At 66.3% G+C, this 26,965-nt stretch carries 1 protein-coding gene; it reads right to left on the bottom strand.

Translation table 11 applies throughout. The features are described from left to right. Window positions 1-17 precede the first annotated feature (17 nt). Window positions 18-26,729, bottom strand: coding sequence for a DUF5005 domain-containing protein (locus AC4HOU_RS26605; RefSeq protein WP_490725516.1), 26,712 nt, complete (start codon window positions 26,727-26,729; stop codon window positions 18-20). Window positions 26,730-26,965: the final 236 nt, after the last annotated feature.

Raw genomic sequence — 26,965 nt, 5'->3', positions numbered from 1 at the left:
GGCTGATCGGTTGGGGCTCAGCGGTCGGGCCGGTGTTCGAATGCCCAGGGTGAACCCCACCAGCTGTCGAATAGGGGCTGGTGAGCGCCGGATCGGGTGATCATGGCCTCTACCGCCAGTATCGAGGTGTCGCCTGAAACAGCGAGGATGAGCACGGATTTGGCGAGGTGGATATTCCGGTCCATCTCGCCATCGTTGATGAGGTGCTCGGCAGTGAATTGGGCGGTCGCGCTACCGGGTTGCGCCGGGCTGCACGATGCGATGATCAGCGGCCGGTATTCGTCCTGGGCGATCAAATTCATGAAAGATGCATTATTGGTGAGCAGCCGGGCGTACATGTCGCCTTCGACGAACACTTCTTGCCACCCGTCACCGACCCGAACCTGGAGCGAGTAGAAGTCGGCGGTGGCGTGCGTGATCACGATGAACGGCTCTTTGCCGGTGGCACGTACTTCCCGTTGCCACGGCGCGGCCTCGGGCGTGCCGATGGCGTATCGGTTCGGCGGGTCGCCGGGCAGCAGATATGCCGTGTGGATGCGCTCGAAGTCCCGGTGCGGCTGACCGGCCCAGCCCACGAATGCGTCTTCGGGGTCGTGGCTCGACGGCAGGAACACCACATCATCGTGCCCGTACGCATTGTGCAAGGTCAGCGTGCGCACATCGGCCGGGTCGATCTCTATCTCGCGCCCGGTCGACCGATCGATACCGAGGATGGGCCTGTGGGGACCCGGCCTGGGTGGCGGCGGCATCGGCTCACCGGGCATCTCCGGACGAGCGGTGGTCGTCAGCCGAGTCCAGGTGTCCGGTGTGGATTTCGCATCGGAAGGTGTGCTGGGCGGCAGTGCGACGTTATCGGACCGGGTATCGGCCGACGCGATGCGGATGATCCCGCGATCCAACGCCGCCAGTACCGCTGGTATCCGCCCGTGCACACCGAGTTTGTCGAAAATGCGTGACAGGCGATCCGTGACGGTGCTGCGAGAGATGCGTTGCCGCGCGGCGACCTGGGTGTTCGACAGCCCACCAGCCAGCAGGGCGAGCGTTGCGACCTCATCGCTGGAGAAATCGCGGTACGTCGACGCGGTTACCGGGTCATGCTCACCGAGGCGCAGCAACCCCTGCTGCCGAGCCTGGACGACGGAGCCGATCGTACTGTGCGTCCCGAGTTTTTCCTGGATGGCATCGAGTCGGCTACGCAGCGCGCTTCGCGACAAGTAGAGCTGGGCGCTGGTCTCGGCCAAGGAGTAGCCGTCGGCAAGGAGTGCGAGGATGTCGATGTCTTCGGCGTCCAGGTCCCGGCGCTCGAGCCGAACAGGATCAGTGGAGTCGGCCGGAGGGGCTGTGGGGCCGGACGGTTCGGTAGGACGCCGTGCTTGCCGCGCATATTCGCGCAGCGTCTGCTGCCGTGCTGTCGCGGCGTCGATCGTGGCCGGAGCGTGGTCGATACCCATTCCCAGCACCTCGTCCGGGAACGCCTCGATCATTGCCGCTTGTTCGTCGGCATTCAGGTTGTGCCACCACGCGGCGAGCGAGGTGCCCGGAGGGCGGGCGGAGGGTGTGATCAACCATTCGGGTGTTGCGTCCGGTCCGAGCTGTGCCAGCGCGCGGGTCCACAGCAGGCGCTGGTCGGCGAGGAACAGGTCGACGGAGGCGTTGGTGCCGATCAGGCGACGCATGGCCTGGGCGAGATTGTCCTCCTCATGACGGAAGACGAGCTCGCGGAAGGTATTTCCGACCTCCGTTCCGAGACCGTGCCGGCTGAGGACCGGTTCGATATGACGGCGGAAGGCAATCGGTGCGGCCACATCGCTGATCAGATACGAGGAGTATTGACCGAGGTAGACGCCGAACCCGCCCATTTCGGCGAACAGGTGCCGGAACCACTGCGCCGGGTACAAATGGCCGATCTCGGGAAAGTAGATCCCCGCTCTGGTGAGAGCCGCGATGTCGAATTCCTCGACGAGTGCACGGGCGTCCGCGCCACGCGGAATCTGCTCCGGAGTCAGGGAACTCCACGCGAGGTCGATATAGGCTCCCGACAGCCGGAAAATGGTGGCGGTACCCCGGTAGGCCGTCCGCCATTCCTCGAACCTGGCCAGCTCTTCCGGCGGCATCGACCGGCCGGTATCGTGGTGCACCGCGATTCGCGCCAGCACATCCGGGTGCTGCCAGAACTGCTGGAACATCTTGGCCACGAATTCGAGCCACCCGAACACCAGGTGCCGATTGGCCGCCTCGAAGGTGCCTTCGCTCGAGCTGAAGTGCAACGCGTGACCGAACTCGTGGAACAGCGCACTGACCTCGTGCGGGGTCATCAGCGTCGGGGAACCGGGCGACGGCTGCACCAGGTTCAGGTGGACACCGATCAACGGATTCTGTCCCGTGAACTTCAATCGAATCGGGTCGGACCACTCGCCGCTGTTCTTTCCCTCCCTGGCATACGGATCGAAATAGACCTTCGTCACGTGGTGCCCTCGGATGTCGGTGACATCGAATACTCGAACGTCCGCATGCCAGACGGGTGGCTTGCTTTCGCCGGACAACTCGGTGAAAGACAGCTCGAACAATGCTTCCGCCAGCGCGAACACGCCTTCTTCGAGCACCCGGTCGAGCACGAAGTATTCCCGCATCCGCTGCTCGTCGATGCCGACCAGCGAACCGAGCGTGACGTCGATGGCCCGGAACCTGGTCCAGGGCTGGATCTCGGTGGCGCCGATGGCTCGGGCGAGGCGTGGGAGTTCGACCCTGGCCGCGTGGGCCGCCGCGGAGGCGATCTGGCCCAGAATGTCCTCGATCTCCTGAACCGACCGGAAGATTCCGCCGGAGGTGACGAACTCGGCGTGGTTGGCGAACCCGGTCAGTTGTGCGCGTCGAGCCACCCTTTCCGCTTGTGCGATCACATTCGGCGAATTGTCGAATTCGCCGCCGACCGCCAAGGCAGCCACTGCCTCATACAGCCGACGGCTGACGTCGGGATCTTTCAGATACAAGAGGTACGGATACCAGAACCCACTGGCGGCGGCAGGCTTGGGCAACACGTACCCCGGGGTTGCACCGGCACGTTCGCGGGCGGCCGCGATCTGATCATCGTTCAGGCCGTCCAGCTGTTCGACGGTATCGACGCGGAATTCGAACGCGTCAACCGCTCGCTGCTGATTGTCCTTGTACGCGGCACGCAGATCCGACAAGGCCGAATTGATCTCGGCGAGCTCACGCCGGTCCTGATCCGAGGCCAGGTAGGCACCGGCACGAACGAAATCCCGGTACTTGCGCTCTATGTAACCGTGTTCCCGCTCGGTCAGCTCGAGGTCGCCGCGATGCTCATGGAGATACTCGAAGATCGCTGCCAGAGCCGGGTCGGTCAGCAAGCGATTCTGGTGTGCCTGTTGCAGTTCGGCGATCCTCGGCTCGGCCTGCGCGGTCGCCGCATCCCGATCCACCGCCGCCTTCTCGCTGAACAACTGCTTCCCCGCGCCCAGCGCGCGCCCCGATTCGACGAACGGCCACAACGTGTTCTCGGCCGTCCACGGTCCGGGGTTGGCGACGATCGCTTCGATGGCGTTCCACTGCTCCCGGATCGCGTATTCGAATACGGGTGGGAAGTGCTCGGCTTTCATGCGGTCGAAAGCCGGGTCGGCGCCGGGGTCGAGGACGGAGGCGAACACCGGGTTCGACTCCGCGGTCAGCGCTGGCGGTGCGGGTGTGGGCTCTTCTGCCGGCGCATCCGTGAGTGATTCTGGTATCTGGGACCGCGGGGCCGTCTGGTCGGTTGCCGCGAGTTGGTCGTGTGCGTCCGAATAGTGCGCCTGTGATGCGGACAGCCACGGCGCGACCGCGATGTCATGGAACTTTTCGATGGCGACGTCGACCGGCCTCGGCATTTCGCCCGGGCGGATGTCGCGGGTGTAGGCCGCGGCGTCCCTGCCATCGGCATGAGTGAGAACCAATGTGATGTTCTCGGATTCGCCGAGCACCATGTTCACCGAGAAGGTGATCGACAACCGGTTCGGTGAGGCGTCGAGATCCACGATATCGACCCAGAAATCGTCGACACCGCCACGGAACATTCCGTGCGCACCGAATGTCGTCTGCCCGGCCGGCCGGCCGCCGCGCTCGATCAGCTCTGCGACGGTCGGCACACCGACGGGTTTCTCTTTGCGCCAGAGCGCGCCCTCGGTCACGTCGGAGATCCGCACCGTGGCCGGATCACAGTGATGGGCCAGCAGGTACCGGCCGTACGCGCTGTTCTTCACCATTGCCGATCCGGTGGTCAACAAGTTGCTCGCGAAGGTCACGGACAAATCCCGGCCTCCCGATATGTACCAGTGGCCGAGGATGATCGGGAAGTGGCCGGGCTCGCGGAACGAGCTGTAGAGCATCGGATGCCGCGCCGGCGCGGGCGAGGTGCGGATTTCCTCGGCAGTGATGAAGAAGTAGTCTCCTTCGGGCCCAGTGGTGTACGGCGCGAGATCCGGGTCCCGAACCTGGCCCTGCCAATCGAAATGCACGATCTGGAAGTCGAGCACATCCGCGATCCCCTCGATGTAGATCGCCGGGTCCACTGGGATCACATCGAATTCCGCTGCGCGCGGGTGCACTGCGATCCGCCCGAACTGGATTCCCTGCTCGTCTGATGCGGGCGGTTCCGCGGTGTGTTCCGGCTCAGGCGCCGCTTCTCGAGAATCGTTCGCGCCGGCATCGCCGGGCCCGAAACGGTTCAGCACCCACGGGTTTCGGCGGTAGGTGTGCACGGCAGAGTCCGTGGACAGGCGCGCACGACGCTCATCGATATCCAAAGCGGCTGCGATCTCGGGTTCTCCCGGAGGCATCGCACCTTTTCCGGCAGTGCGCCTGATGCTGTCCTTCTGAGAAGGCGATGTGCGCAGGTCCGGGCTCGGGTTCGCCGTCTCATTCGATGCCCGGCGCCACGGCGACGGTGCCACGGTGGGTGGTGGCAGCGGGGCCCATGGCGTCGGCGGGGCGCCCGTGGGTTCGGTGGGCGGGTCGGCAGCATCGTCGTGGCCGTTGGCGCCGAAGTCGCGACCACCTGCTCCTGGCCGCAAGTCCAGTGCCGCCCAGGTGATCTTGCCGCCGTCGCGCGGTTCGATCCCGGCGCGGGTGGCCTGACCCTGGCTCACCAGATCCGCTACGCGCCACTCGCCTTCGGTCACCGGAGCAGGTTGCCGGTCGGCCAGCGTCACATGGAATTCCAGCCCGTGCTCGCCGAGGGCGACCTGTCCGGTCAGCAGCGCTTCGTGCCCTGGCGCGACCACGAGATTGTGCACGAGTTCCAGAGCAAGCAGTGCTGCGGCCGGGCGAGCATCGGCGCGCACGGCCGCGGGGGAAATATCAGCGAACGTCAGGTCGATGAGCTCCAGCACGCGCCCATAAGCCTGGTCCGCGTTGGTTCCGGCGGAGAAGCGGCGGACTGCCCGCACGTGCGGATTCGGACCGTCATAAGGGCCCTTCTCGGCCGGCGTGAAATCGCCGGTGCGACCGTCCCCCCGCGATTCGACTGGAGCGGGGCGCACGACACTCACCTCGGTGTTCGGCCGGGTCGAGGGTCGGTAGACGATTTCGTATACCACCCCCGGCGCATGTCCGATGCCGCGGTCGTAGGTCATGGTCAAGGACAGGACACCGGAGCGCGAGATCTGCACCGAGAATGTCCGGCCCGTGCGCCAGGCATCGGTGGTCATCTGCACGATCGACTCGGCCAATGCCGCGAGATCCCTGACTTCGCGTTCGGTGCCGAGACCGTGCTCGTGCAGGAACTCCCGCACCAGCCGACCGGCGGTGCGCACCGCATCCGGTTCGGCGTCGAGCTCCATAATCCGGTCGTGAAGATCCTCGTCCGGCGGAAAGAAGTAGGGCGCGAACCGTGCCTCCCAGTCCGCGCGCGATCGCGCGGCGGGATGCACGTCGTCGACGCGCTGGAATTCGGCGACGATGCGGCGGTGCGCCCGTGGCATCTCCGCCCGCCACACACTGGCACGCTCGTCGAGGGCCCGTGCCACCTCGGGCGCCAACTTGTTGTCCCCATTGTGCTCGATCTCCACGCGTACGCCATCGTCCGGCAGCGGCTGCGCGACGCCCCTGATACCGGCGTCGGTGGTGGCCAGCAGTGCGTCTTCGGCCACCACCGCCAGCGTCGCGGCCACCGCGTCACGTCGCTCTTCCGGCCAGCCGGGCGCGGCCGTGTCGAGGGCCGACCGGATCTCTACGTATACATCGCGGTCGGACCACAGCCACAACGCTTTCGGCTGCGGATCGGGACGGTCCGTACCGCCGGTCCATCCCTCGCTCGGACGGTCGTGCGGATGATGAAAGCCCAACCAAGGCTGTTGCTGGTCGAAGGTCGTCGTGGCCGCCTCATCGATGCCGGCGGGGACTTCGGGGACGGTGTGTTGTTCCGATGGGTGCGCCGGGACGTCGTCGCCGGGTGCGGGCGCGATATCCGCGACGGTGAGGCGCTGCCCGAACGTGGAGTTCAGGTGGCCCTCCCGGACCAGCGTCCGGTAGGCGTTCGAGACCACGGTCGCGGAGACACGCAGGTATGACGCGAGTTCCTTGGCCACTGGGAGCTTTCGGCCTTGTCCGAGCTTGCCGGAGTCGACCGCACGGCGCAACGCGGTCGTGAGGGTGGTGTGCCATGTGGTGCGGGCGGCCTGGTCGATCAGCCTCTCCGGCGAGGCCTCGCCGGAGAGCGCGGCGACGACCTCGGCCGGGGTGAGTGCAGGCGTCAGGGTGAGTGTGCCGGGGGTTCTCGGCCAGGTCGTCTCTTCCGTTACGGTCGTGCCGCGGTTGGCGAGTTCGAGGTAGCCTTCCGCGGCCAGTTCGCGGTAGGCGCGAGCGACGGTGTCTTTCGAGATGCCGAGGTGGGTGGCGAGTTTGGGTGCGGGTGTGAGGAGTTGGCCAGGGGTGAGGTCGCCCGCGTGTAGCGCGCGACGCAAGCCGGTGGCGAGTGCGTTCCGCCAGTTGCGTTGTGACGCGTGCTGTTCGAGGACATTCGACGCCGCCGTGCCAGTCAGGGCAACGATCAGCTCTTCGGGAGACAGGGCGATCCTGCCCGCGGCTGTAGCGGTCCGTCCGGTCGGGGGAGACGCGGGAACTTCATCGGGTGTACGCCCTTGGCGGGCAGGCTCACGGGGTACGGGGAGGTCGAGTCGGCCGGGCGGATCGGGCCAGCTGTCTTCGCCTTTTACGATTGGGCCGTACGGTTGGTTCGGCGCCAGGTAGCCTTCGCCGGCCAACGCGGTATACACGCGCGTTGCGGTTCTGGGCGAGATGTTCAGGAATTCGGCGAGCTTCCCGCTTCCGGTGAGTCGCCGTCCGTCGGCGAATCGTCCGTCGTGGATCGCTCGGCGCAGAGCTATCGTCAGGAGGCTGGACCAGCCGTACTGGGCGGCCCAGGCGGCGAGGTCGTCTGCTCCCAGTGCTGCGGAGAGGGCGGCGGCCAGCTCATGCGGGGTGAGTTCGGCGGCCGCCCGCTTCGACTCCGCTTCCACTATGCTTTCCGGTACCTGCGCGAGGTTCACTGCGGCATGGAATTGGTGCATAGCCGCGAGCTCTCCGGTCGGTTGCAGAAGGCTCCGGTACTGGACCGGATGCGTCTCGGCAAGGCTGCGGAGTCGTTGTCCCAGCATCTCGCGGGCCAGTGATCGAAACTCTCGGCCATACTTTCCGAACCGAAGAAATTCCGGAAGCGCGTCGAGCGCGCGACGGCGGATCTGCTCGAGCCGGACACGGTCTTCGATGGCTCGTCCGACGATATTGGCGAGCTTTTGCCCAGCCGCTTCAGGACCCGTACCGCGCAACTCGCGTGCGGCAACGGTGAACCCGGCGTCAGTGATCTCCTGTACCAGCTCCCGCTGTTGTGCGGCGTCGAGCTCTATGACACCGCGTGCGGCCAATCTTTCGACAGCTACCCTCGCGCGTTCGAACACCTGATCGCCGAACAGATCACGCAAGGCCTCCGGCTCAGTGGCAGGGGCGGGCGGCTTCTGCCCGCCCCGCGCCGCACCACCGCCGTCGGCGTGCACTATGCCGAGCCCGCGGAACTGTTCTCGTTGCTGATGCCGCAGGCTGCGCCACTCGTCGACCGGGTGATCGATATCGATGGTCCGAGGCTCCACATCGGCATCGCGCAGGGGGCGCCGCCCGGACGGGACCGACGCCGTGGGCGCGGGTGGAGTGTGTAGTGATCCGGACGGCGAATCACTGTCGGACAACACGATCTGTGGCGCCCGGTCGCGGCCGCCCATCTGCGCGAGCCGCTCGTGCACAAGGCCCTCGATGTAGACACTGATGATGCGCTGTGCCGCCCCGGCTTCGGCGCCGAAGAACCGGTGTGCGGTGCGTGCCTCGGCGATAGCCTCCGGAATGTTGATCCGGCCGTTCGGGCCCAGGCTGTACCCGCTGAGAATGCGTTGAAGGGCAGCGAGGACCGCTTCGAACGCTTCGGCGGGCGCAATGCCGGGAGCCAAGTGTGCGGATAGCTCGGGCATCAGCGCATTCCACACGCGCTCGAGGGCGGCCCGCCATTCGCCTGGTGGTGCGTCGAAGACCTCTTGAATGAAGAAGTGCAGGACGTGACCGAGCTCGTGCGCGACGGTCGTCCGAACCGGTTCGTCGCGAATACGGGAGAAAAATCGGTTGGTGACGGCCTCATTGATGAACTTACGTGCTTCTGCCCGGTTGAGCGCCCATTGCTCGCTGAGCCGCATCTCGGTGGCGCCACTGCGACGCCGTGCCGTGTTTCCGAACGTGAACGGGTTGGCGACAGGGACAACCGAAATGCGGGCCAGCCCGGTGGTACTGCCGAATTCGTCGATGTGGTGCTCGATTTCGGCGACGACGTCATCGAAGAACGCGGATCCGAGATCGACCATGTCGAACCCTGTGAACTCGATCCCGAGTCTGGCTTCCGCTTCCCGGATCTTCTCCAGCCTCTGCTGATGCTCCGCCGCTTCCTCCGGCGTACCCGGTGTCCGCAACGCGGCGTCGATACTGAAATCCCAGGTGCGTGCCGTGTCGACCAGCAGATCGTGAAGTATGTGATGTGCCCGGGTGATCCGAGGTGTCGCAGGTGTCGTGGCGGCTCGGTGGATATTGATGAACGAGTACTTCACCGCGGTGCCCGCATAGAGATTGCCCTCGTCGTCCACCATGCCGGGACCGAACTGTTCGATCAACCACTCGGTGAACCCGTCGTCGGTGTGATCGTCATGGTGTTCTCGGTATGCGCGTAGCAGTGTCGGTGTCGCTAGTGCTATCGCTCGCCACCTACCGGCGAGAATCAGGACCTCCGCGAAGCCATCGATCGTCGCGTTGTTCATCGAGTAGATGAACCCGTCAGGGTCTTCGCCTTCCAGATCGGGCAACGTGATCTTCATATGCGCCGAGGAGAGTTCTCTGCCCTTGATGACGGGCGTGACGACGACCCGGGCGCGTTGTTCATCGCTGCTGAGTGCGACCTCGATCTCGTGGAAAGAGATCGGATTTCGGCGAAGCAGCTCGTGCAGCGTCCGCACGAGGGCGAGCGCTTGTGCGTGCGTGAGCAGCTCGAACCCGTCGATTCGCGTCCCGTGGAGCCTGCGGAGCTCGTTTACCATCTGCTCCGGCGTCCACTGCGGGTTGTCGGGCCGAGGGTCGTTCTGCGGGTCCGCGCGTTTTTCGGCATTGCGAGCAGCGCCGCCGCCGTCGTGGTCGAATTCGGCGAGCCGTTCGACGGAACGCTGCCCACGTCTGGGTCTGCGCCCGTGATCCCACGGCGTGCCACCACCGTCGAAAGGCTCGTCGGGGTCCGGTACACCCGCGCCATGAATCCCGGGGCCAGCGCCGTGCCGGTCGCGCCGGACAGCGGAGACAGCACTGTCGGATGTGCGGGACACGGCGGAATCGCTGGTGATGGCCTGCCGGCGAGCGTTTTCGGCAGCAACCCTTCGCGCAAGGTAGGCGGCCATGAGCTCCTCGCCCTCGTTCGCCGAGTGCCATCGGCTCGCCGTGTGCGCCTCGGGAAAGGCTTCCAGCGGATTGAGATTGGCCAGGGTCTTTTTCCCCAGGAAATTGTGAAAGCTGTACCCGCTGAACTTGCTCACCAATTCGTTGAGAAAGTCGATGAACGCTGCCCGATGTGCGGCGAGCTTGTCTCGGAAGTATTGTTCGACGAAGGTCTGGGTGATCTCTACAGCATCCGGATACTCATAATCTTCGGCGATAGTTCCTGCTTCCGGTGGGGAAGAATCGAGCTGAGCTCTGAATTCCGGAAGGTGCTCGGGCGCATGGCGTTCTAAATATCTCTCGGCAAAATCGGGCAGTACCATGAACCAGTCGGCATCTGCTTGTATGATGGCTGCTTCCGGGGTCTCATCGAATCCATGTGCATACATTTGCATGGCGTGTCCGAACTCATGCGTCGCGATTCGAATCGGCTTGCTGCGTGGCCCGCTGAAATGCCCGCGATCGAACTTGTCTTCGACAAAGTATCGGATTAGGTCCTCGTTGACCATGTATCGCTCGCTGAAAGTCACGGTTATACCGTCACTGGTGTGCGAGGTCTCCCCCAGGTGATCATCGTGGCCGTAGGGTTCCACGCCGGCCCTGACGACGCCGAAGGGGCCGTAACGTGCACGATGGTAGCGGTATTCCGCGGCGAACTCGTCGACGTTGCGAGGTGTGCCATCTGCCAGATCGAAACCGGTCAGTTCGAGGCCGAGCTCCTGCTCCACCTCGCGAATGTGGGCCCGCGTCTCCTCCCGGGCGCGCGCCTCGGCGACTGTCATCGTCCGGTTGACGGACGCTTCTGTTCTACCTTCCCATTTATTCGCCTGATCGACCATGATGCGGTGCAACCTGCGGTGGCGGGCGGTCGCTTCCGGGTTATCTGTTTCGACCATTTCGAACGATTCGACAAGAGCGGCACGCACGTCCATCGTGCCGGTGCCGGATTCTGTCCGGTCGCTTCGCAACTCGTCTGCGGCCTGCACTTCTGCCCGCCACCGACCGGCATGGATGAGGGCATGCGCGTACATGCGCATCACCGTGCTACGAATCACCTCCGCGGACATTTCTGCGACAGCATCCGGATTGAGTTCCCATTCGATCCGATACGCCGAAACCGCGCCTTCGTTTATTCCGGCATAGGTGTAGATCGTGGGCTCGTCGGCATCCGGGTAGGAGGTGATGGTGACTTCCGACAGCTTGGTCGGATGGCGCGTCGCCAGTTCGTGCAGTGTCTGCGCGAAGACGAACGCTTGGTTGGTGCCGAAAACATCCAGGCCGCGCAGGGCGATGGACTCGTGCCGGAGTGCGAACGCATCCGCGACATCTTGTGCGCTGTGATACTGCTGCGCGATCAGATCGACCCGGCGGTCCATATCCAGGAATACCTCGATGGAAGTAACCAGGCGCCCGAGATCAGGTGCGATGTCGCGCAGTGAACGCAATCCCGTCAGCGGGTCCTCGGCGGGGTTTGTCATCGGCCATGCAGCGTTCCTCGGCAGTCCGAGCAACATCGGCAACTCGTTGCCGAGCGATTGCTGGTCGATCATCGCCAGCCGATGTGCTTCCGAGTACGGTTCTGTGGCTCGGAGCGCGACGTCCGCGGTGATCTGACGGCCGATCCACAGCGGTATCTCCTCCGCGCGCAGTCCGGAGGGTGTCGTGTGCCGAATCTGCTCGACCCACCCGCTCCCGATCAGCTCCAGGGCCCGCACGAGCGGGTGACGTTCGGCCAGCATAGCCGCGTCCACGCCGAGGTTGCCTGCCAATTCCGCCCGCGCCCGGCCGAGCTCCTCCGGACGGACCGTCGGCTGCCCCGACATCGGTTTCCCGGAATGGTCTGTCTCGGTGGGGTTCTCGGCCGCCGGCGCGGCGCCGCCGTGGCGTTTCCACGGGCTCGACGACGGCGAGTCGGGGCGCGCGCCCGGTGCTGCTGACTCGGAGGCGATCGGCGGTGTCGAAGGTTCGCCATGTTCGGGCACAGTGGCCACTGCGAGCACGATGCCGTCGCGGGCGAACCATCCGCCATCGATCGTCTGCACCGTCGCACCGAAGAAGGTCAGGCTCTCGCCCCGAGGCAGCTGTGCCCGGAAGGTTCGGTCGTTCCAATCGACGGTGACGTGGATGAGGCGTTCGCTTCGCAGGGGTTCCGGGAGCAGCGGCTCGAGGGCCTCGCCGACCGCATCTTTGATCGCCCGCAGCAGCCGGTCCAGGTGGACCCCGTCGCGGACGAGGCTCTCATCGCCGAACTGCCGTATCCACGCCCATTCCTCGGCGTCGGCGAAGGGACTCGGCTCGAGCACGTCCCGGCCGTGCCGTAGGGGCTTGTTCTCCGAGACGCCGATGCCGATCGCGCGATAGTCCTCGGTGCGCGCCACGGCTGCCGCCGCGTAGTTGGCGGGCATCATCATCTGCGGCATGGTGACAGCCCCGACCATGCCCGGCGGCCACGGCAACGGCTGCGGATAGTCGGGTCGCTGCGAGGCCTCGAAACCGGGTGCGTCCGTTGCGGAGAATCCCAGCCGATGCAATGCGATTCGCCCGGCCTTGAACCCGGGGTCGTCACCACCGAGTAGTGCCACGGTTGTTTCATCGAGCAGTTCCTCGGCCGCGATCCCCTCCGGGAGCAGCCGGAAGATCATCGATTCCTCGAAGTGGAGCCAAGTCGATCTGCGGTTGTCGACGACGACGACTCCGGCGTCATCCGCCCGGTACTCGGCCTCCGGATCGGAGGGGCGCGATGCCGCGGGGTTGTTGTCGATCACCTCGATGGTGACGCTGCGTTGCCCCACGGTCGTGCCGATGGTGTGCGCGCTGATCGTGACCTGTCCACTACTGGCCGCCAGTGACTGCCGGGCCAGCTCGGCGATCGCCGTCCGAACGGTCGCGAGCTGCTCGGCGCTGCGCCAGCCGCGCCGCAACAGCCACTCGGCGGTCGCATTACCCGCGTGCGCGGCGGCATGGTCGGCGTCGGCACCGGTGAGGCGCGGGGCTGCCGTGCCGACCGGACCCACGTTCACCTCGAAGCGCAGGTGCCCGGTCCGGCGACCAGGATGAACCGCGAATGCCTGCTCGCCCGGGCCCGGACGCAACAGCTGGTCCACCCAGGACGTGTCGTCCGGGCCGACCCGTAGGTGCCAGATCGGACCGTTCCCCGTGCCTGCCAGCGCGACCCGGCTCACCAGCGTCGTCGGGTCGAACGACAGCAGCAGGACCTCGTATCCGGGCTCGGCGCGGCGCTCGGCTTCGACCAGCCCGGCCCACAAACGCTCGGCGTACGCCAGCTGCAGGCGCTCGGTTTCGCCGAGGGCCGATTCCGGCAGCGAGGTCAGGCTCTGCACCAGCAGTTTCAACGAACGTTCGCCCGCCGCGGCGGAGACCTCCCTGGGAAACACATCTCGCGCGCTCATCTCGAGCGGATACACCGTGACCATCGCGTGCTGCTCGTCGACGGTCAACCGCCCCCACCATCGGGCGATCTCCCACGCGGCGGTCCGACGGCTGCGAACGTCGTCCGGGCGGGTCACCCAGGCTGCGGTCGCATCGGGAGCGGCCTTGTGCAATGCCTGCCGTGCCAGCTCGTGATCGGCGGGTGTGGGCAACGGGACCGGGTCCGGGCGGGACGGGCGCCAGCCGCTGGGATCGGGAAATGCGTTGAAGCGGTTGACGATCGCCGGGTTCGCGCCGGTTTCCGAGAAAGGCCTGTCCTGACCGACGAGCCGATGGCGTTCGGCGGTGAAAGGGTTGAATTCTGGGCCGGGGTTCTCGCCGCGCCCGTGGGTCCGTTGCCACGGAGTGGAAGAGTGACCAGATGGGCTGTGTCCATCCCACGGGGCGGGCGCGGCACCTGGAGAACGGCGGGCCCACGGGTTGGTCGCCGTCGTCGGATCGGCCGGCGCCGGATCAGGGTCCGCAATGCCCGAGTCGGGCGGGGGCGCAATGTTATCGATGTCGGCGAGAACGTCGGCCATCGAACGCCGCTGCACGCCAGGGGAAGACTCGTCTCCGGCCGGCGCGGTCTCCGACTCGGGCGCGGGCGCCAGCGCGTCGATGTCGGCGAGGACGTCGTCGGCGGGGCGCAGCGCCGGCATGAGCGCCGCCTCGCCGTCTCGGGAGGCGGGCTGTTCTTCACCGAGGACCGCGGCGATGGCGTCGACGAGGTCGGTCGGGGCGGCCGAGCCCGCATCGGGTGTTCCCGGGCTGAGCGTGTCGCCGGCGGAACCGGTTGTGCTCGGTCCGAGGTCGCCGGCGAAATGGGGCCGCAAATCCAGTGCCGCCCAGGTGACCGTGCCGCCATGCAATGGTTCGCTGCCCGAACGCGTCGGCGAATATGCGGCCCAGAGATTCCGGGTGTGCCCGCCGCTGCTTTCCACCGAGTGGCGGTCGGCCAGCGCCACCCGGAATTCCAGCCCGTACATGCCCATCGTCACCATGCCGGTGATCAGTGCCTCGCCACCGCCGTCTGCTATCAGCTTCTCGGTGAGCCCGATCGCCAACGAAGTCGCGGCTTGGCGAGCATCGCTCCGGATCTGGTCGGCGGGTATGCCTTCGAAAAGGCGGTCGACGATCATCGCGGGTTGCGCGAGTACCTCCATCGGGCCATCGGTTGCGGAGAACCGATGCTCGGCGCGCACCAAGGCGTCGTCGCCGTCGAATAGATCGCTGGCATTCGCCGCTGGGTCTGCGCCGATGCCCCAGTGCAGGTCGACAAGCCAGCTATTGCGATAGAACTCGAGCGCCGCGGGTGAATGAGGCGCCCACGTGGCCGTGCGTTGGAACAGCTCGACGACCCGCTCTGTGTCGTGCCTGCCCTTCGCGGTGAGCGTCAGGACTTTGCCGCCCGGCGGCCCGGACATCTCGGCCGTCAACCGCCAGGGCCCACCGGATCCCGGTCGGGCCGCAAAAGCGGTGAGCCGGTGTGCCACCACGGTTTCGGCGGCGGCGAGTTGCTCGGGGTCATCCCACGCATGCTGCGCCATTTCCTTGCGCGCCAGTCGCCGGGCCTCAGCGATGACGGTATCGATATCCACCTCGTGGGTGAGCCGGATGTCGGGTTCCGGTGAGCTCGAGGGCCGATAGACCACCTCGTGGGAGCTCAGCCTGCCGACGCCCGGGTGATCACGGACGATCGCCATGGTCATCAACCCGGATCGGGTGATTTCCGCGGCGAACACCGAGTTCTCCTGCCGGCTGTATACGGCATTCTGCGCGAGGTTCTGAGCCAGATTCATTGCCTCGACCGCATCCTGATGACCGGCGCGGCCCGTCAGTAGATCGCGCGCCAGGTCGCGGGCAGCCAAGACGGTGCGACGTTGCGGGAGGATATCCAGCGTTCGAGAATCCAACACGGGGTCATCGGCAGCGGATCGGGCGGGAGCTGTGATCAGCGCGTGGTCCACTCGCCGGAAATCGCCCACGACGCGCCGATGCGTGGGTGTCGAATCGATCGACCACCCGGTCGTTCCCAGTTCCAACGCCGCGGTGAGTTCTGGCGGAACGTCGCGTCGGGTGGCGTATTCGACCGTTACCCGCACACCAAGCTCGCCGCGTGGTTCGGCCGTCACAGTGGCGCGCGCCGGGACGTGGGCCAGGATCTCCTGGACGGTGTTGGCGACTTCCGAGCGGGTGAACTCCGGCCACGCCGGTGCCGCGCCACCGATCGTCGCCTGCAGACGTGCGGACAGATCCGGGTCCTCGGGCGAGAGGCGCGCTGATGTCGGTCGTGCCCGCTCCGGGTCGTCGTTCATCGGTATGAAAGCGTCGTCATCGCCCTCGTCCGGGATGCCACCTGTGCGAGCGGGATCGTCTTGCCAGGGCACGGTGGCCAGGTAGAGGACCTGATCAGGCTCGGCGCCGAGCATTGCTACCGAAAGGTCGGCGTGGGACCGGCCCAGGGCCGCCGCCAGTCGGTCTGCGGCGCGGTGTGCCGCGACCGCGAGTTCGTCGGGCAGTTCTGCCAGAATCGGGTCGTCGCTCTCGTCCGCGGTCGGATGCGACGTCTGCGGTTCACGATCGGACAGCGCGGCGACGAGGTGCCCGGCCGCGTCGGTCCCATCGCTGAGCACCATCCACGCGGTATATCCATCGGGGTGGTACTCGATTCCGTGGGCGTCGGAATACATCCGGGTAAGGCGTAGACCTGTGCTGCCGGTGCCCCGCACACGGGTCTCCAGGGCGACTGCCTCGGCACCTGTCTTTTCGGACAACCAGGTCACCACCATGAGGCCCTCGGCCTCCGGGTGGCTGACGACGATGCTCGTGATCTCGTCGATCAGCAGCCACAACAGTTCGCCGCGCTGACCCGGCCAGGTTGTGCCACCGTCGAACATGTCGCCGAGCAGCCCGAGAACCTGCTCACCGACATCATCCGCGGAACTGATCTGCCCGATTTCGAGGACGCGGACCCAGGCCTGGCCGACCGGCCGCTCGTCCAAGGCCGGGTCGTCGGCGAACACCACCGATTCGGTTCCGTACGTCGCCTCCGGTTGCGTCGGCTCGACCGGTGGCTGGTCCGGCGTGGCGGGCCCGGAACCCGACCGCGCGGGCGTCGTAGCGGCGCCCCCGTCCCATCCGTCGTGTGGGCGGTCGTGCGGGTGATGGAAGCCGAGCCACGGCTGCTGCCGATCGAAGGTCGTGGTGGCAGCGGCATCGTCGCCTGTCCGCGCGGCAGGGGGTTGTGCCATCGGGTAACCGAGTTCTTCGGCCACCCGCCGGATCAACTCGGCGTCCGCCGCGCTCGGCCCGGGGAGCCCGCGCAGCGCCAGCGATACAGTGCTCTGCGATTTCCTGGTCAGCCCGGCGATGGTTTTCTGGGTGACCGGGCGGCTGCGGTCGACGCCGGAGAGGTCCGGTAGTTCGGGGTTTCTGGCGACGACGAATCGGCCCGGATCGATGGCGAGGAACTGTTCGAGGGCGGTCAGGAACCGAGCGAAGTCTGCGGGCTGCCCCGCCCTTTCATGAACGGCGCGCAGCTCGGCCAGCGCGTCCGTCCCCCAGTCGGAGACGAGTTCGCGTCGCAAACCGGACAGACCGAGCAGCGCCGCCAGCTCCCGGTTGAGTGCCTCCACCGGTCGCGCGCGTTCGGTAACTGTGCCGGGTATCTCCGCACCGGCCTGGTTCGCGGTCGACTCGGCGATCGTGTGCTGCAAGGCAATCGAATCACCGAACCACTCCCGGATCCGGGCCAGGTCGCCCGTCGAGACAGCGCGCGCCCAGTCGGCATCGGTGAACAACCGAAGCTCCATGGAAACAGTGCGCAAGGCCTCCCGCACGCGCCCGTGCGTCACTACACCTGGTTCGACGCCCACCACATCGGCCAGTGCGCGTCGCGCATCAAAGGCCTCGGGGATCGTTGGTTCCCCGGACAGGGGCTGCGCGGGCTCGGTGTCGAGGTCGGCGGGCGTCGGGTCGGGAACCGGGTCCTCGTCGACCATGCCGGTGCCGAGTTCGTTCGCAGGCGCGCGCCGCACACCGGATCCCGACGGCGCCGCGTCCTCGGGCCTCAGCACCGTCCACGGCACGCCCGCCTGGTCCAGGGCGAGTGACAACTCGGCATCCGGTGTGTCGGGCAGGATTACATGGTCGATGTCGGAAACGGTCACCCCACCGTGAATCTGCGCTTCCACGTATGCTCGCCGCCGGAACTCCGGAGACAGGTACTGCCGATCGGTGACATTCAACGGGTGCCGGTCGCCGACTGGGCGATTCATCACCGCCAGCAGCTCATTCGAGAGTTCACGGGTACGGACACCGTAGGACTCCGGCCGCGGATCCAGCATCGGTGAAGGGATCGTCTCGGTCCACGCCTCGACGGAATCTCCTACGCACACGGTGGTTCGTGGTACCACGTCTCGCTTCAGGACGACCTGAATGTCACCGAACCTGCCAAGGAAGTCATCACGCCGATCGCCTGCGGGGCGCTCGCCGTCGATCCGCACATATCCGTAGACGGGCCTTTGTTCTCTCGGGAACTGTTCGGGGTCGTACCCGAACCATGCCCAGTGATGCGTTGTGCGCCAGTCGAGTCTGCTCTGCGCCTCGGTGCCTTTCACGCCTGTGGCATCGAACAACGTGAGAAAACGTCCGGTACTCAACACTGCGACCAATGCGTCGGACGTGATGCGGATGGCCACATCCTTGTCCGCGAGCAACCTCCGCAGCTCGGACCGCATCGTGGCACGAAGTTGATCCGGGTCGACGGAGTGTTGGGCGGCGAGGTCCCGTATCTGGCGGGCGATCAGGGCGAGTTGGCGGGCCAAGGTGTGGTTCTCGGCGGGAAAGCGGCGCTCGAGTTCGGCATGTGCGGCGAACTCCCGGTCGTCGTGCCACCGCATCCACAGCTCGACCAGCTCGCGGGGAGGATCGGACCGCACCGACATCCGCTGCCAGTTCGGGGAACCGGCAGGATCGGCTCGCCCGGCTCGCGCCCTGGTGTCGTGCGTCGCGTCTCGGCTCCCGCTCAGCTCCTCGGCCGCACGCACGAGACCTTCCTGTGCGCGGTTGATCGCCGCGCGCCAGCCTTGCCGAGTCGGCTCGTCCGGGCTGATACCCATTCGCAGAGCCAGTTCTGCCAATCTGTCCGGCGCCGCGCCCTCGTCGAACACTCTGATCACGGCGTTGCCCAAGGCGTGCATCTCGAGCGCTGTCGCGATGTGGTGCTGCCGTGCGTCCGGGACCGCGGCCGGGTCCACCAACCGTCTCGCCACGACCACCGGATCCGCTCCGTCTGCCACCGGGTCCAGGCCGGTGGCCCGAACCACGGCCCGCACGAATCCGGCGTCATGGGAGCGGTCGTAGTCCGCCTGGAGCAGTTCGGGCGTGCGGTCGTCCAGATCCATCCGGACCGGGAGCGCCGGCTGCCCCTCGGCGGTGAACTCCACGACCCGCACCTCGGTGATGCGCTCCGCTCCCACCCCGGGAAGGATCTCGACCGGATCGAAAATCCGGACCATGGCGTCCATTTCCGGTCCCGCGGTCAGCGACGGATCGCGTCCCAACTCCGTCAGATCCACCATCACCAACACGCCCGCATGGTTCAGCACCTGAACCATGTGCGCCGCACCGGTGTCGAGATAGAAACCCACCCCGGCCGCACGGCCCGAACTCTCGGCCCCGCCGAGGAGATGCACCACATCGGCCACACTGTCGAGCGGGATATCGCGGCCGCGCGCCAAGAACGAGAACACCGATATCTCAGCGCCGTCGGCCACCAGTTCCGCGGGCGCCGCCACCGCCGGGCCCTCGCGCACGTCGTGGTAGGTCGCGTTGATCGCCTCCGCGGTTCGCGCCAGACAGCTCCGGTTCGTCGCCCTCGTACCCGCGGGCACGGTCCGGGGCGCCCCCGGCGCGAACATCGCCCACGCCTGCATCGCGGCTTCCCTCGCCGCGAAATACCGGTCGGCGACGTCTCCGAACTCTGCCACCCAGTCGGCGGGAAGCCCTGCCGCCACCAAGTCCCGCACCGCCGGCTCCACATCCGCGGCCGTGTCCAGCTCGAACTCGAGGTCGGGCGGAATCGCCGTGTACAACTCGGTCAACGATTCCGCGAGCGCCTCCCGCTCCACAGCGGCCGACAGATACTCCCGCAGATACCGTCGGTGCGCTTCCGCACCCTGCGGATCCTGCTGTGCCAGCACCATCAGCTCTTCCACCGGGTCCCCGGTAGCGCCGAAGTCAGGAGCCGGAACCCGCTCATCGGGACCGGTCGGTGTCGATTCACCACTCGCCGGCTGCTGCTCGGTCCGAGACGCTGGTGGGGTGGGATCGTCGGTCGCGGGTCCCGGCCCGGTTTTGTCGGGACCGATCTGCCGTTTCCGCCAGCGGCCCGGGTCGCGTTGATCGTAGGACTCGTAGACGGTGATGGTCTCCCCAGTGAACCGCGCCATCATCGCGTCGTCGATCATGTTCCGCACCCGAACGAACTCCGCGCTCATCAGGGGAAATGAGTCGTAGATGAGGTAGACGGCGACCGTGCCGTCGTGCACGCGATATCGCACGGCCAATTCCACGGGGCCATCGGTTGTGTCGATCCGCACGATCCGGGCGTAATCGGCGTCGGCGCCTCCACTGATCTCGTCCGCGATCCGGTTGTGATTAGCCTCTGTTGCTTCCACCGCGCGCAAGGTGAGTGAACCTGCCCCGTCAGCAGATTCGATGGCGGTGACCAGCCCCGCCGACCCCGCCAGCGCCGGGTCCGTCATCCCCAACGACCCAAGGTGCCGGTCGACCACCACCGAACTCGCATGCGCTTCAGCCGAACTCGTCGGCTGTTCCGGGTGGTGATCCTCGAAGGGTTCCATGACCGGTGGTGCGGGTTCGGACAGGTGGGCGACTTCCGGCCCGGGAGTCGGTGCGGTGCCGCCGCCAGGCTGGCCACGTCGGCCCGCGTCTGGGGTTTGGCGGGGATCGGGCTGATCGGGCGGGGCGTCGGGACTGGTGTCGAAGCGGACGGTCAGGAAGCGGGGGCGGTAGAGGCTGGCGTCGTCGAGAACCAGTTCGGGCCGACGTCCCGCGGGCCAGTCGGCGGGCACCGCCCAGTTGACGTTGTACGACACGACGAGCCCGCCCGGGCCACGATCCAGATGTGGATGCGCGAGCGCATTGTAGGTGTAAACGCCTGCGTCGCCGTATGTTCCGTATAGGCCGGTCTCGGGTGTGGTGTAGAGGACGGTTTTGTCGGCGAACGGCCCGACCGGCGTCGGCGCGGCGTAGGCGACGATGTCCGCACTGTAGATCTGGGTCGCGTCATTGGTGACGAGCAGGTAGCGGTCAGCGAATGGGACGACGCTGAACTCGTTGGCTACCCCCATCATCAGATCCACTGCGGCACGCTCGTCGACGCTCCACCCGCCGTCGCCTGTGTAGTACTCCCAATCTCCCCGCAGGCTCTCACCCGCGACGCGCGCGATACGCAGGGAACGCCGGCCTCCGCCATGGTCGTGCGCGCCGTAAATGTAGGTGTAACCGTCCGCACGGGCGAGTGCCGACCCCCAGGACACGCCCCAAGACGATTCCCGCACAGTGACATCGATGGGTTCTGCCGGGTCTGCGGAGTCGAACCGCGCGATCACCAGCCCGTCGGCTCTCTTGTCGCCGCGCAGCTCGCTCGGCCGGTAGCGCCGATAGGCGATCTCCACGAACTCACCGGCGACCACGGCGTCGCCTGCCCAGTAGACGGCGGGGCCGTTGTCGGTGGGCGGCTCCAGCACCGCCAACGGCTCGTCCGCGGTGCCACCGTAGATGGTCGTGAACCGCTCGCCGTCCTGGATCACCAGGCTGTTGCGGACGAACGGCGTCTGGCCGCCGTGTTGACGCACGTTGGAGCGGGAACCGTCGGGGTTCACCGTGCCGAGGAAAGTATCGGAGAATATCCACAGTGTGCGCCCGTCGGGCAGTTCCACCGAGAACGTGCTGTCCGCGCCGGTCCAGGTGAGTTCACTGGAATTGTCGTTGCCGTACGCGGTGAACATATCCGTGAGCTCGTCGCGGTCCACCGAGACGATGCGGGGCACGCGCACGGGCGGACTGTCGTCTGCTTGTTCGGTGTTCGCGCTCTCGGCCCGCGGCTCCGGGTTGGGGAAGGTATTGAAGCGGTTGAAGACCGCGGGGTTACGGCCATCGGGTCCGAGTCGCCGTCCGGGTGTGGTCGGTTGGATGGGGCGTTCCCGGCCGAACACGGCTTCCGGTTGGTAGCTGACCTGGGGGCCGGGTAAAGGGGTGGTGCCGACGGTGCGGTTCGGAGCTTCGGGGCCTCGGGTCAGTTGCTGCGGGCCGGCAGTCGCATCGGCGTCCGGCAGGAAGTAGCCGTACTCGAAGATCTGGTCGCCGTCATGGACCACTCTGGTGACGACCTGGGTGATCCCTCGGCCGCGCACGGCTTCCGGGATGCCGGTGACACTTTCCACCCAGGACAGACGGGTGCCTTTGGGCGCCAGGAAAATTCCCACATCGACGAAGTCGAAACGCGGCGAAGGGTGATGGCCGAATTCGGCGGTGCTGTACCCGGGATGCCAGGAAGTACCGATAACCCCATCGGACAACAGCGGGACGTTCACGAACAAGTCACGATCGGTGCGGTGGCGGTCCATGAACTCGTCCACCCGGCGGACGTGCTCGGCCGCGTCGTCGGTGGGGGAGCGTTGTTCCGGGGGACTGGTCAGGTAGCCGTTGGCGGCGTCGTATCCGAGTGGGCTCGCCGTCACCGGGCCACGAATCCAGGCGAAGGATTCACGAACCGGTTCGGAGAAGGTCGCCGTGAAATGCTGCCGGGCGTAATCGATGGCTTGCTCGCGGCTGTCGAACAGCACGGCCGTCCCGGACAATTCCGCGAGCGCGACTTCGTGCTGTTGCGCGGTCGGCAGCTGCGCGAAGTCCTTGTCGGTCATCGACGGTCGGTATTCGAAGGCCTGGTCTGTCGCTCGAGCGGAAGCGGGCTGTTCGGCGGACGCTGCGCCATCGTCGTCGGGCACGATCGTGCCATGTAGAACGGGCGGTTGCTCGTCGAGGGCGCGGATCTCGGCGTCGAGCCGGTTGACGGCATCGGCGTTATCCACCAGGGTGCCGATCTCCAGCAGTTCGCCGGCGAGCGCGGCAATCTCGGGGTGCGACCCCATCGATAGCGCCTCGAGGCGGTCGGCATCCAGCTCGTCGGCGCGCTCGCCGTGTTCGACGAGGATGTCGACTATCGCGTTGCGTTCCTGGCGAATGTGTTCGAGGCGTGGTGCGCCGCGATTCGGCTGGGCTGGATCGACTTCCAGTTCGGTCGGGTCGATGCCGTAGAACGCGGCCGCGTCATCGCGAATCTCGCTGGCCTGTCGGCGTTGACGGACCAGCTCGTCTCGCTCCAGCGGTTCATGCCGGGCATCATCGGAATCGTTGTCGTCATGAGCGGGCGGCCCGGTGATTTTGCCCTTTTTCGGCGGGCCCGGTTCCTCGGGCCGGTGCGGGTGCAGGGCGGCGAGGTTGGCGACGGCGTCGGCGGTGAGCTCGCCTATATAGATCTCTGCGATATCGTCCGCGTACGGCAGTTCGTACTCTTCGTGTTCTACTTTTTCTTCTTCGTCCGCACTGGTGCGTTCTTCGATCGTCGTTCGGATGCGGGCGCGCGGAATACGATCGGGATCGTCGGGATCGTTCTCGCCGGGATCTTTGATGTTTGTGTCGAATATGAGCAGTGTGTTCTGGCCGATGTTGGTGGCGACCGAGGAGTGCATGCCTTTCTTTCCTCGGTATCGGTAGAGGATTACTGTGGTGTCGACAGGGTTGGCGGGATCCGCGACCTTGTCCAGGTAGGCGGATACGGCTGCCTTGGGGTCGGTGCCGTGGGGGAGCTCTACGAGCTGTGTGGCGATGGCTTTGGCAAGGTGTTCCGGGTTCCTCTGCCCCCGTTTCGGTTGCACCCCGTCGTCGAGACCGAGCGCCCACGTGGCTTTGGCGGTTTGATTGATACAGTCCAGCAACGGGCGGGCTTTGTCGCGTCCGAAGAGCCGCTTCAGAATGCCCCAGGTGGCGAGGGTTCCGGCTCCTGCGGCGAGAGTAGTCGCGGACGCGCCCTGCCCCAAGAGTGCGAGCGCGCCACCGCTGGCCATACCCCCGAGTGCGACCGAACCGCTCATCGTCATAGTGCGGATGGCTTGTGCCTGACCGAAGACACTGGTCGGAGTCTTTTTTCGGGTATAGGTCCCGATCGGTATCCCGACCGATCCGATCACAGCCCACCCGCCGGCAAAGGCCGCAGAGGCGATCAGAGGGTCGGATGTGCTTGCTACCACGGCGGCTGTTCCGGCCAAACCCGCCGTTCTGGCGGCGATCAGGGTTTTGATCCGGACATTGTGCAGCCACTTCTTCGGGATGAAGTTTCCGAGGACCGCCCCGGTCGGTACCAGAGTGGCGACGAGCCCTTGATGTCCGGGCGACAGATCCGAGTTCACGAGCATCGACGTGAACTGGATCCCTTGCGCTCCCAGCAAGAAATTGTTGATGCTGTGGGCGTTGTTGATGCTGCGCATGAGGGGGTGGTCGTAGATCGTGTGAAATGCCTCGACCATCGAATCGCGCAGCTCGGTTCGGAACGGCCGTACCTCCCCGTCGCTGTTTTCCCGCGTCTTACTCGGGATATCAGGGATGCCTGACATCGTCGCCAGATTGATGACATTCGTCCCGAGGTTGAACAGCGGTGCCAGCCAAGGGCCCGCGGCCACGATGACCGGCCCGAGACCTCGCCCAATGACGCGAGGAGCGTTCTGGTTGATGCTGTAGAAGCGCGTCAGTCCTGTTTGGGCGTCGCGCGCCATGACCTTGAGGACCTTGGCGGAACTACTCGCATAAAGGTTGGCGAGGCCCAATTCGACGAATGTCGATCCGATCAGGATGGGAACGGCATACGGTGTGCCGCTGGCCAGCGCGACCGTCGCGATCGCTGCGGTTCCAGCCCCACCGATAGCGCTGACCCACATGATCTTTTTCGGCGAGACATAATCGGCCAGGTACCCCGAGAACGGTGAGAGCACAAAGTTCGGCACGTTGACCACCCCGGCAACCGCGCCCGCCACACCTGGGCCGGCCTTTTCCATCAGCCACAGGTCCAGCGTCGCTCCCATGATCGCGGCGCCGGTGGTGTTGAGGAACTCCGAGCCCAGCCGTATACCGACGTTGCGGTCGGCGCGGATCAGTTGGGGCAGTGAGGTGATAGGTGCGTTCACCACTGCCGGTTCGACGGTGGAGGCGGGTTTCGGAGTGGAGGGCTCGAGGACGGCCGGTGGGTCCGCCGGCGGTTCGTTGATCCGTGGATCGGGATTCGCTTCCGGGTGGGGCTGCGGGGCCGGGTCCAGTTGCGGGGCCGGGTTCGGGTCCGGCTCCAGGCCACGGGCAGGTGGGGTAGGACTGGGCTCCGGTTGGCGTCCGCGAGCGTGGTCGCGCCCGTCGCTGTCGGGGTTGAAGGCGGTGACCGCACCGGGGTCGAACGGGCCGGGCGGCCGCATGACTCCCGGATGATTGGTTTCCTGGGCAGGAGAGGCACTTGTGTGGTGGTTTTTCCCGGAGTTGCCCGGATCGGTTGGAGCCGCCAGCGGCTCGTGGGAGGTGACGGTTGGGCCTGGGGTTTCGGGCGCTCGGTCATCGGCGGCAGGTGCGGCCACCGTTGTTTTCCCTGCGGGCAATAGGCCAGCGGCGGTGAAGAAGTCTCCGATATCGATACCCGGCGAGCGGTTCGGCAGCTCGGTCGGCAAGACGAACTCGCGTATGTCGTCGCCGGAATACAGGCGGACCGTCAATGCCTCTGTGCCGTCGATCATTTCGTACCTGGCATAGACCAGCGGATCTTGCGCGGTGGCCGTTGCGCCCGCCCGCGCGATGACGGCGTCGAGTTCGGCGTTCTGCTCAGGCGTCAGATACCTGCGCAGCATCGAATCCCAGACAATGGTGGCGCTGCCGGTCCTGTCCTCGGTGAGCCTGCGGGGCAGCCAGGTGAGCGCGCTTTCCTGGTCGATCGGCATATCGCCGGCGCGCTGGGCGTCGATGAACGAGGTCTGGATCCGTCGCACGGCGTCGTTGTCGGTGCCGACGAACCCGGCGGCTAGACGACGTTGGTCCTCGATATTGTCCGCTTGGAGTGGATCGAGGTCGGCGCCAGCGACCTCGATCACGCGCGGCCACACGTCGAGCAGGTCGCGGACCTGGTTCACCTGATCGGGCCGCGCGGACCATCGATCGTCGATGACGGTCGCGGCCTCGGGATTTCCGTATTCGGCATCCGCGAAGCGGTATCGATAGAGGTGCGCCCGCGCATCCAGCATTCCGCACGCGCCGATCGACAACACACGCAAGGGCAGCCCGGTGGTGCGGGCCGCGAGAATCTCCACCGGCAACAACAATCGTGCTCGGGCGGGATCGTTGATCTGGGTGCCGCGGAGCAGGAACGGCGCCAATTCCGAAGCGTTGTCGCGGATGGCCTGGAGGACATCTTCCGCCATTGTCCGGAGCTCGGCGTCGGTCTGCGCCGGTTGTCCACCCATGACCGTATGCCAACGCGCCACGCCGGGTTCGAGGCCGGAAAGCGCGCGATGATGCACAGCCTGGATAAGACGGAAGATCGGGTGTGACGAGGCCTTGCCGCCGGGCGGCGAATGCGGGCCCAAGAGTTCTGCGACGATTCCGCCCGCTGCCGCGTCCGCCGCCAGCGCTCGCAACAGGAACATCTCCTGTCGGCGGTGCGCCTCGTTCTCCGCGGACAGCGGGGACATCAGTTCGTTGTCCTCTTCGAACCAGGTCAGTGCGCGTCGGATGCCTGCGATGACACTGCGAAGGCCGGGGACCGAGGATGTGGGGAACGAGGGCTTGACCGGTTCGGTCGGCCCGGCGTCCGGCCGGCTTGCCCACGGCGTCGTCGCGTTGGACTCGATCCGTGGGCCGGTTGAAGATGCGCGATTGTCGAGGGTCGGGTCGCCCCATTCCCTTCCGTCGGGGTGGTGGTGGTTCAGCACGGAGGGGTCGAGTCCGAGGGCGCCGGGGACCTCCAGGTGGCGTTTGCGGCTGCGGCGTTCGGGCGCAAGGGGATCCACGGTGTCGTGGAAGGCGACGGTTGGGCCGGGGCTTCGGTCGGCGCCGCCGGATGCCGGCCGGTCCGGGGTGGTGGCGTTGTCCTCGGGGCGGCGGAAGGTCAGTCGTGGGTCGGACGGGGTGTGGTTGGTTGGTGATGGCGTGGTGTCGACCCAGATGAGGAGGTCGGTCATGTTGTCGTGCGTGCCGGTGGTGTGGGCGTGTTCGTTGAGGGCGGCGGCGATGGTGTGGTGGTCGCCGGGTGTCTGCTCATGTGCTTGGCGGACGATGGCGGTGAGGGCGTCGGCTTGGTAGGTGTCGTGCCAGATGCCGTCGGTGGCGATGAGGATGTAGCCGCGGCCGTCGAGGGTGAATTCGGTGGCGTGTGAGGTGGCGTCGTCGGGGAGTGGGCGTCCGAGGGAGCGGGTGA

The sequence above is a fragment of the Nocardia sp. JCM 38205 genome (genome assembly GCF_058222935.1).
The sequence above is the reverse complement of the archived record's forward strand: the minus strand, read 5'-3'. Positions and strand labels throughout refer to the sequence as shown.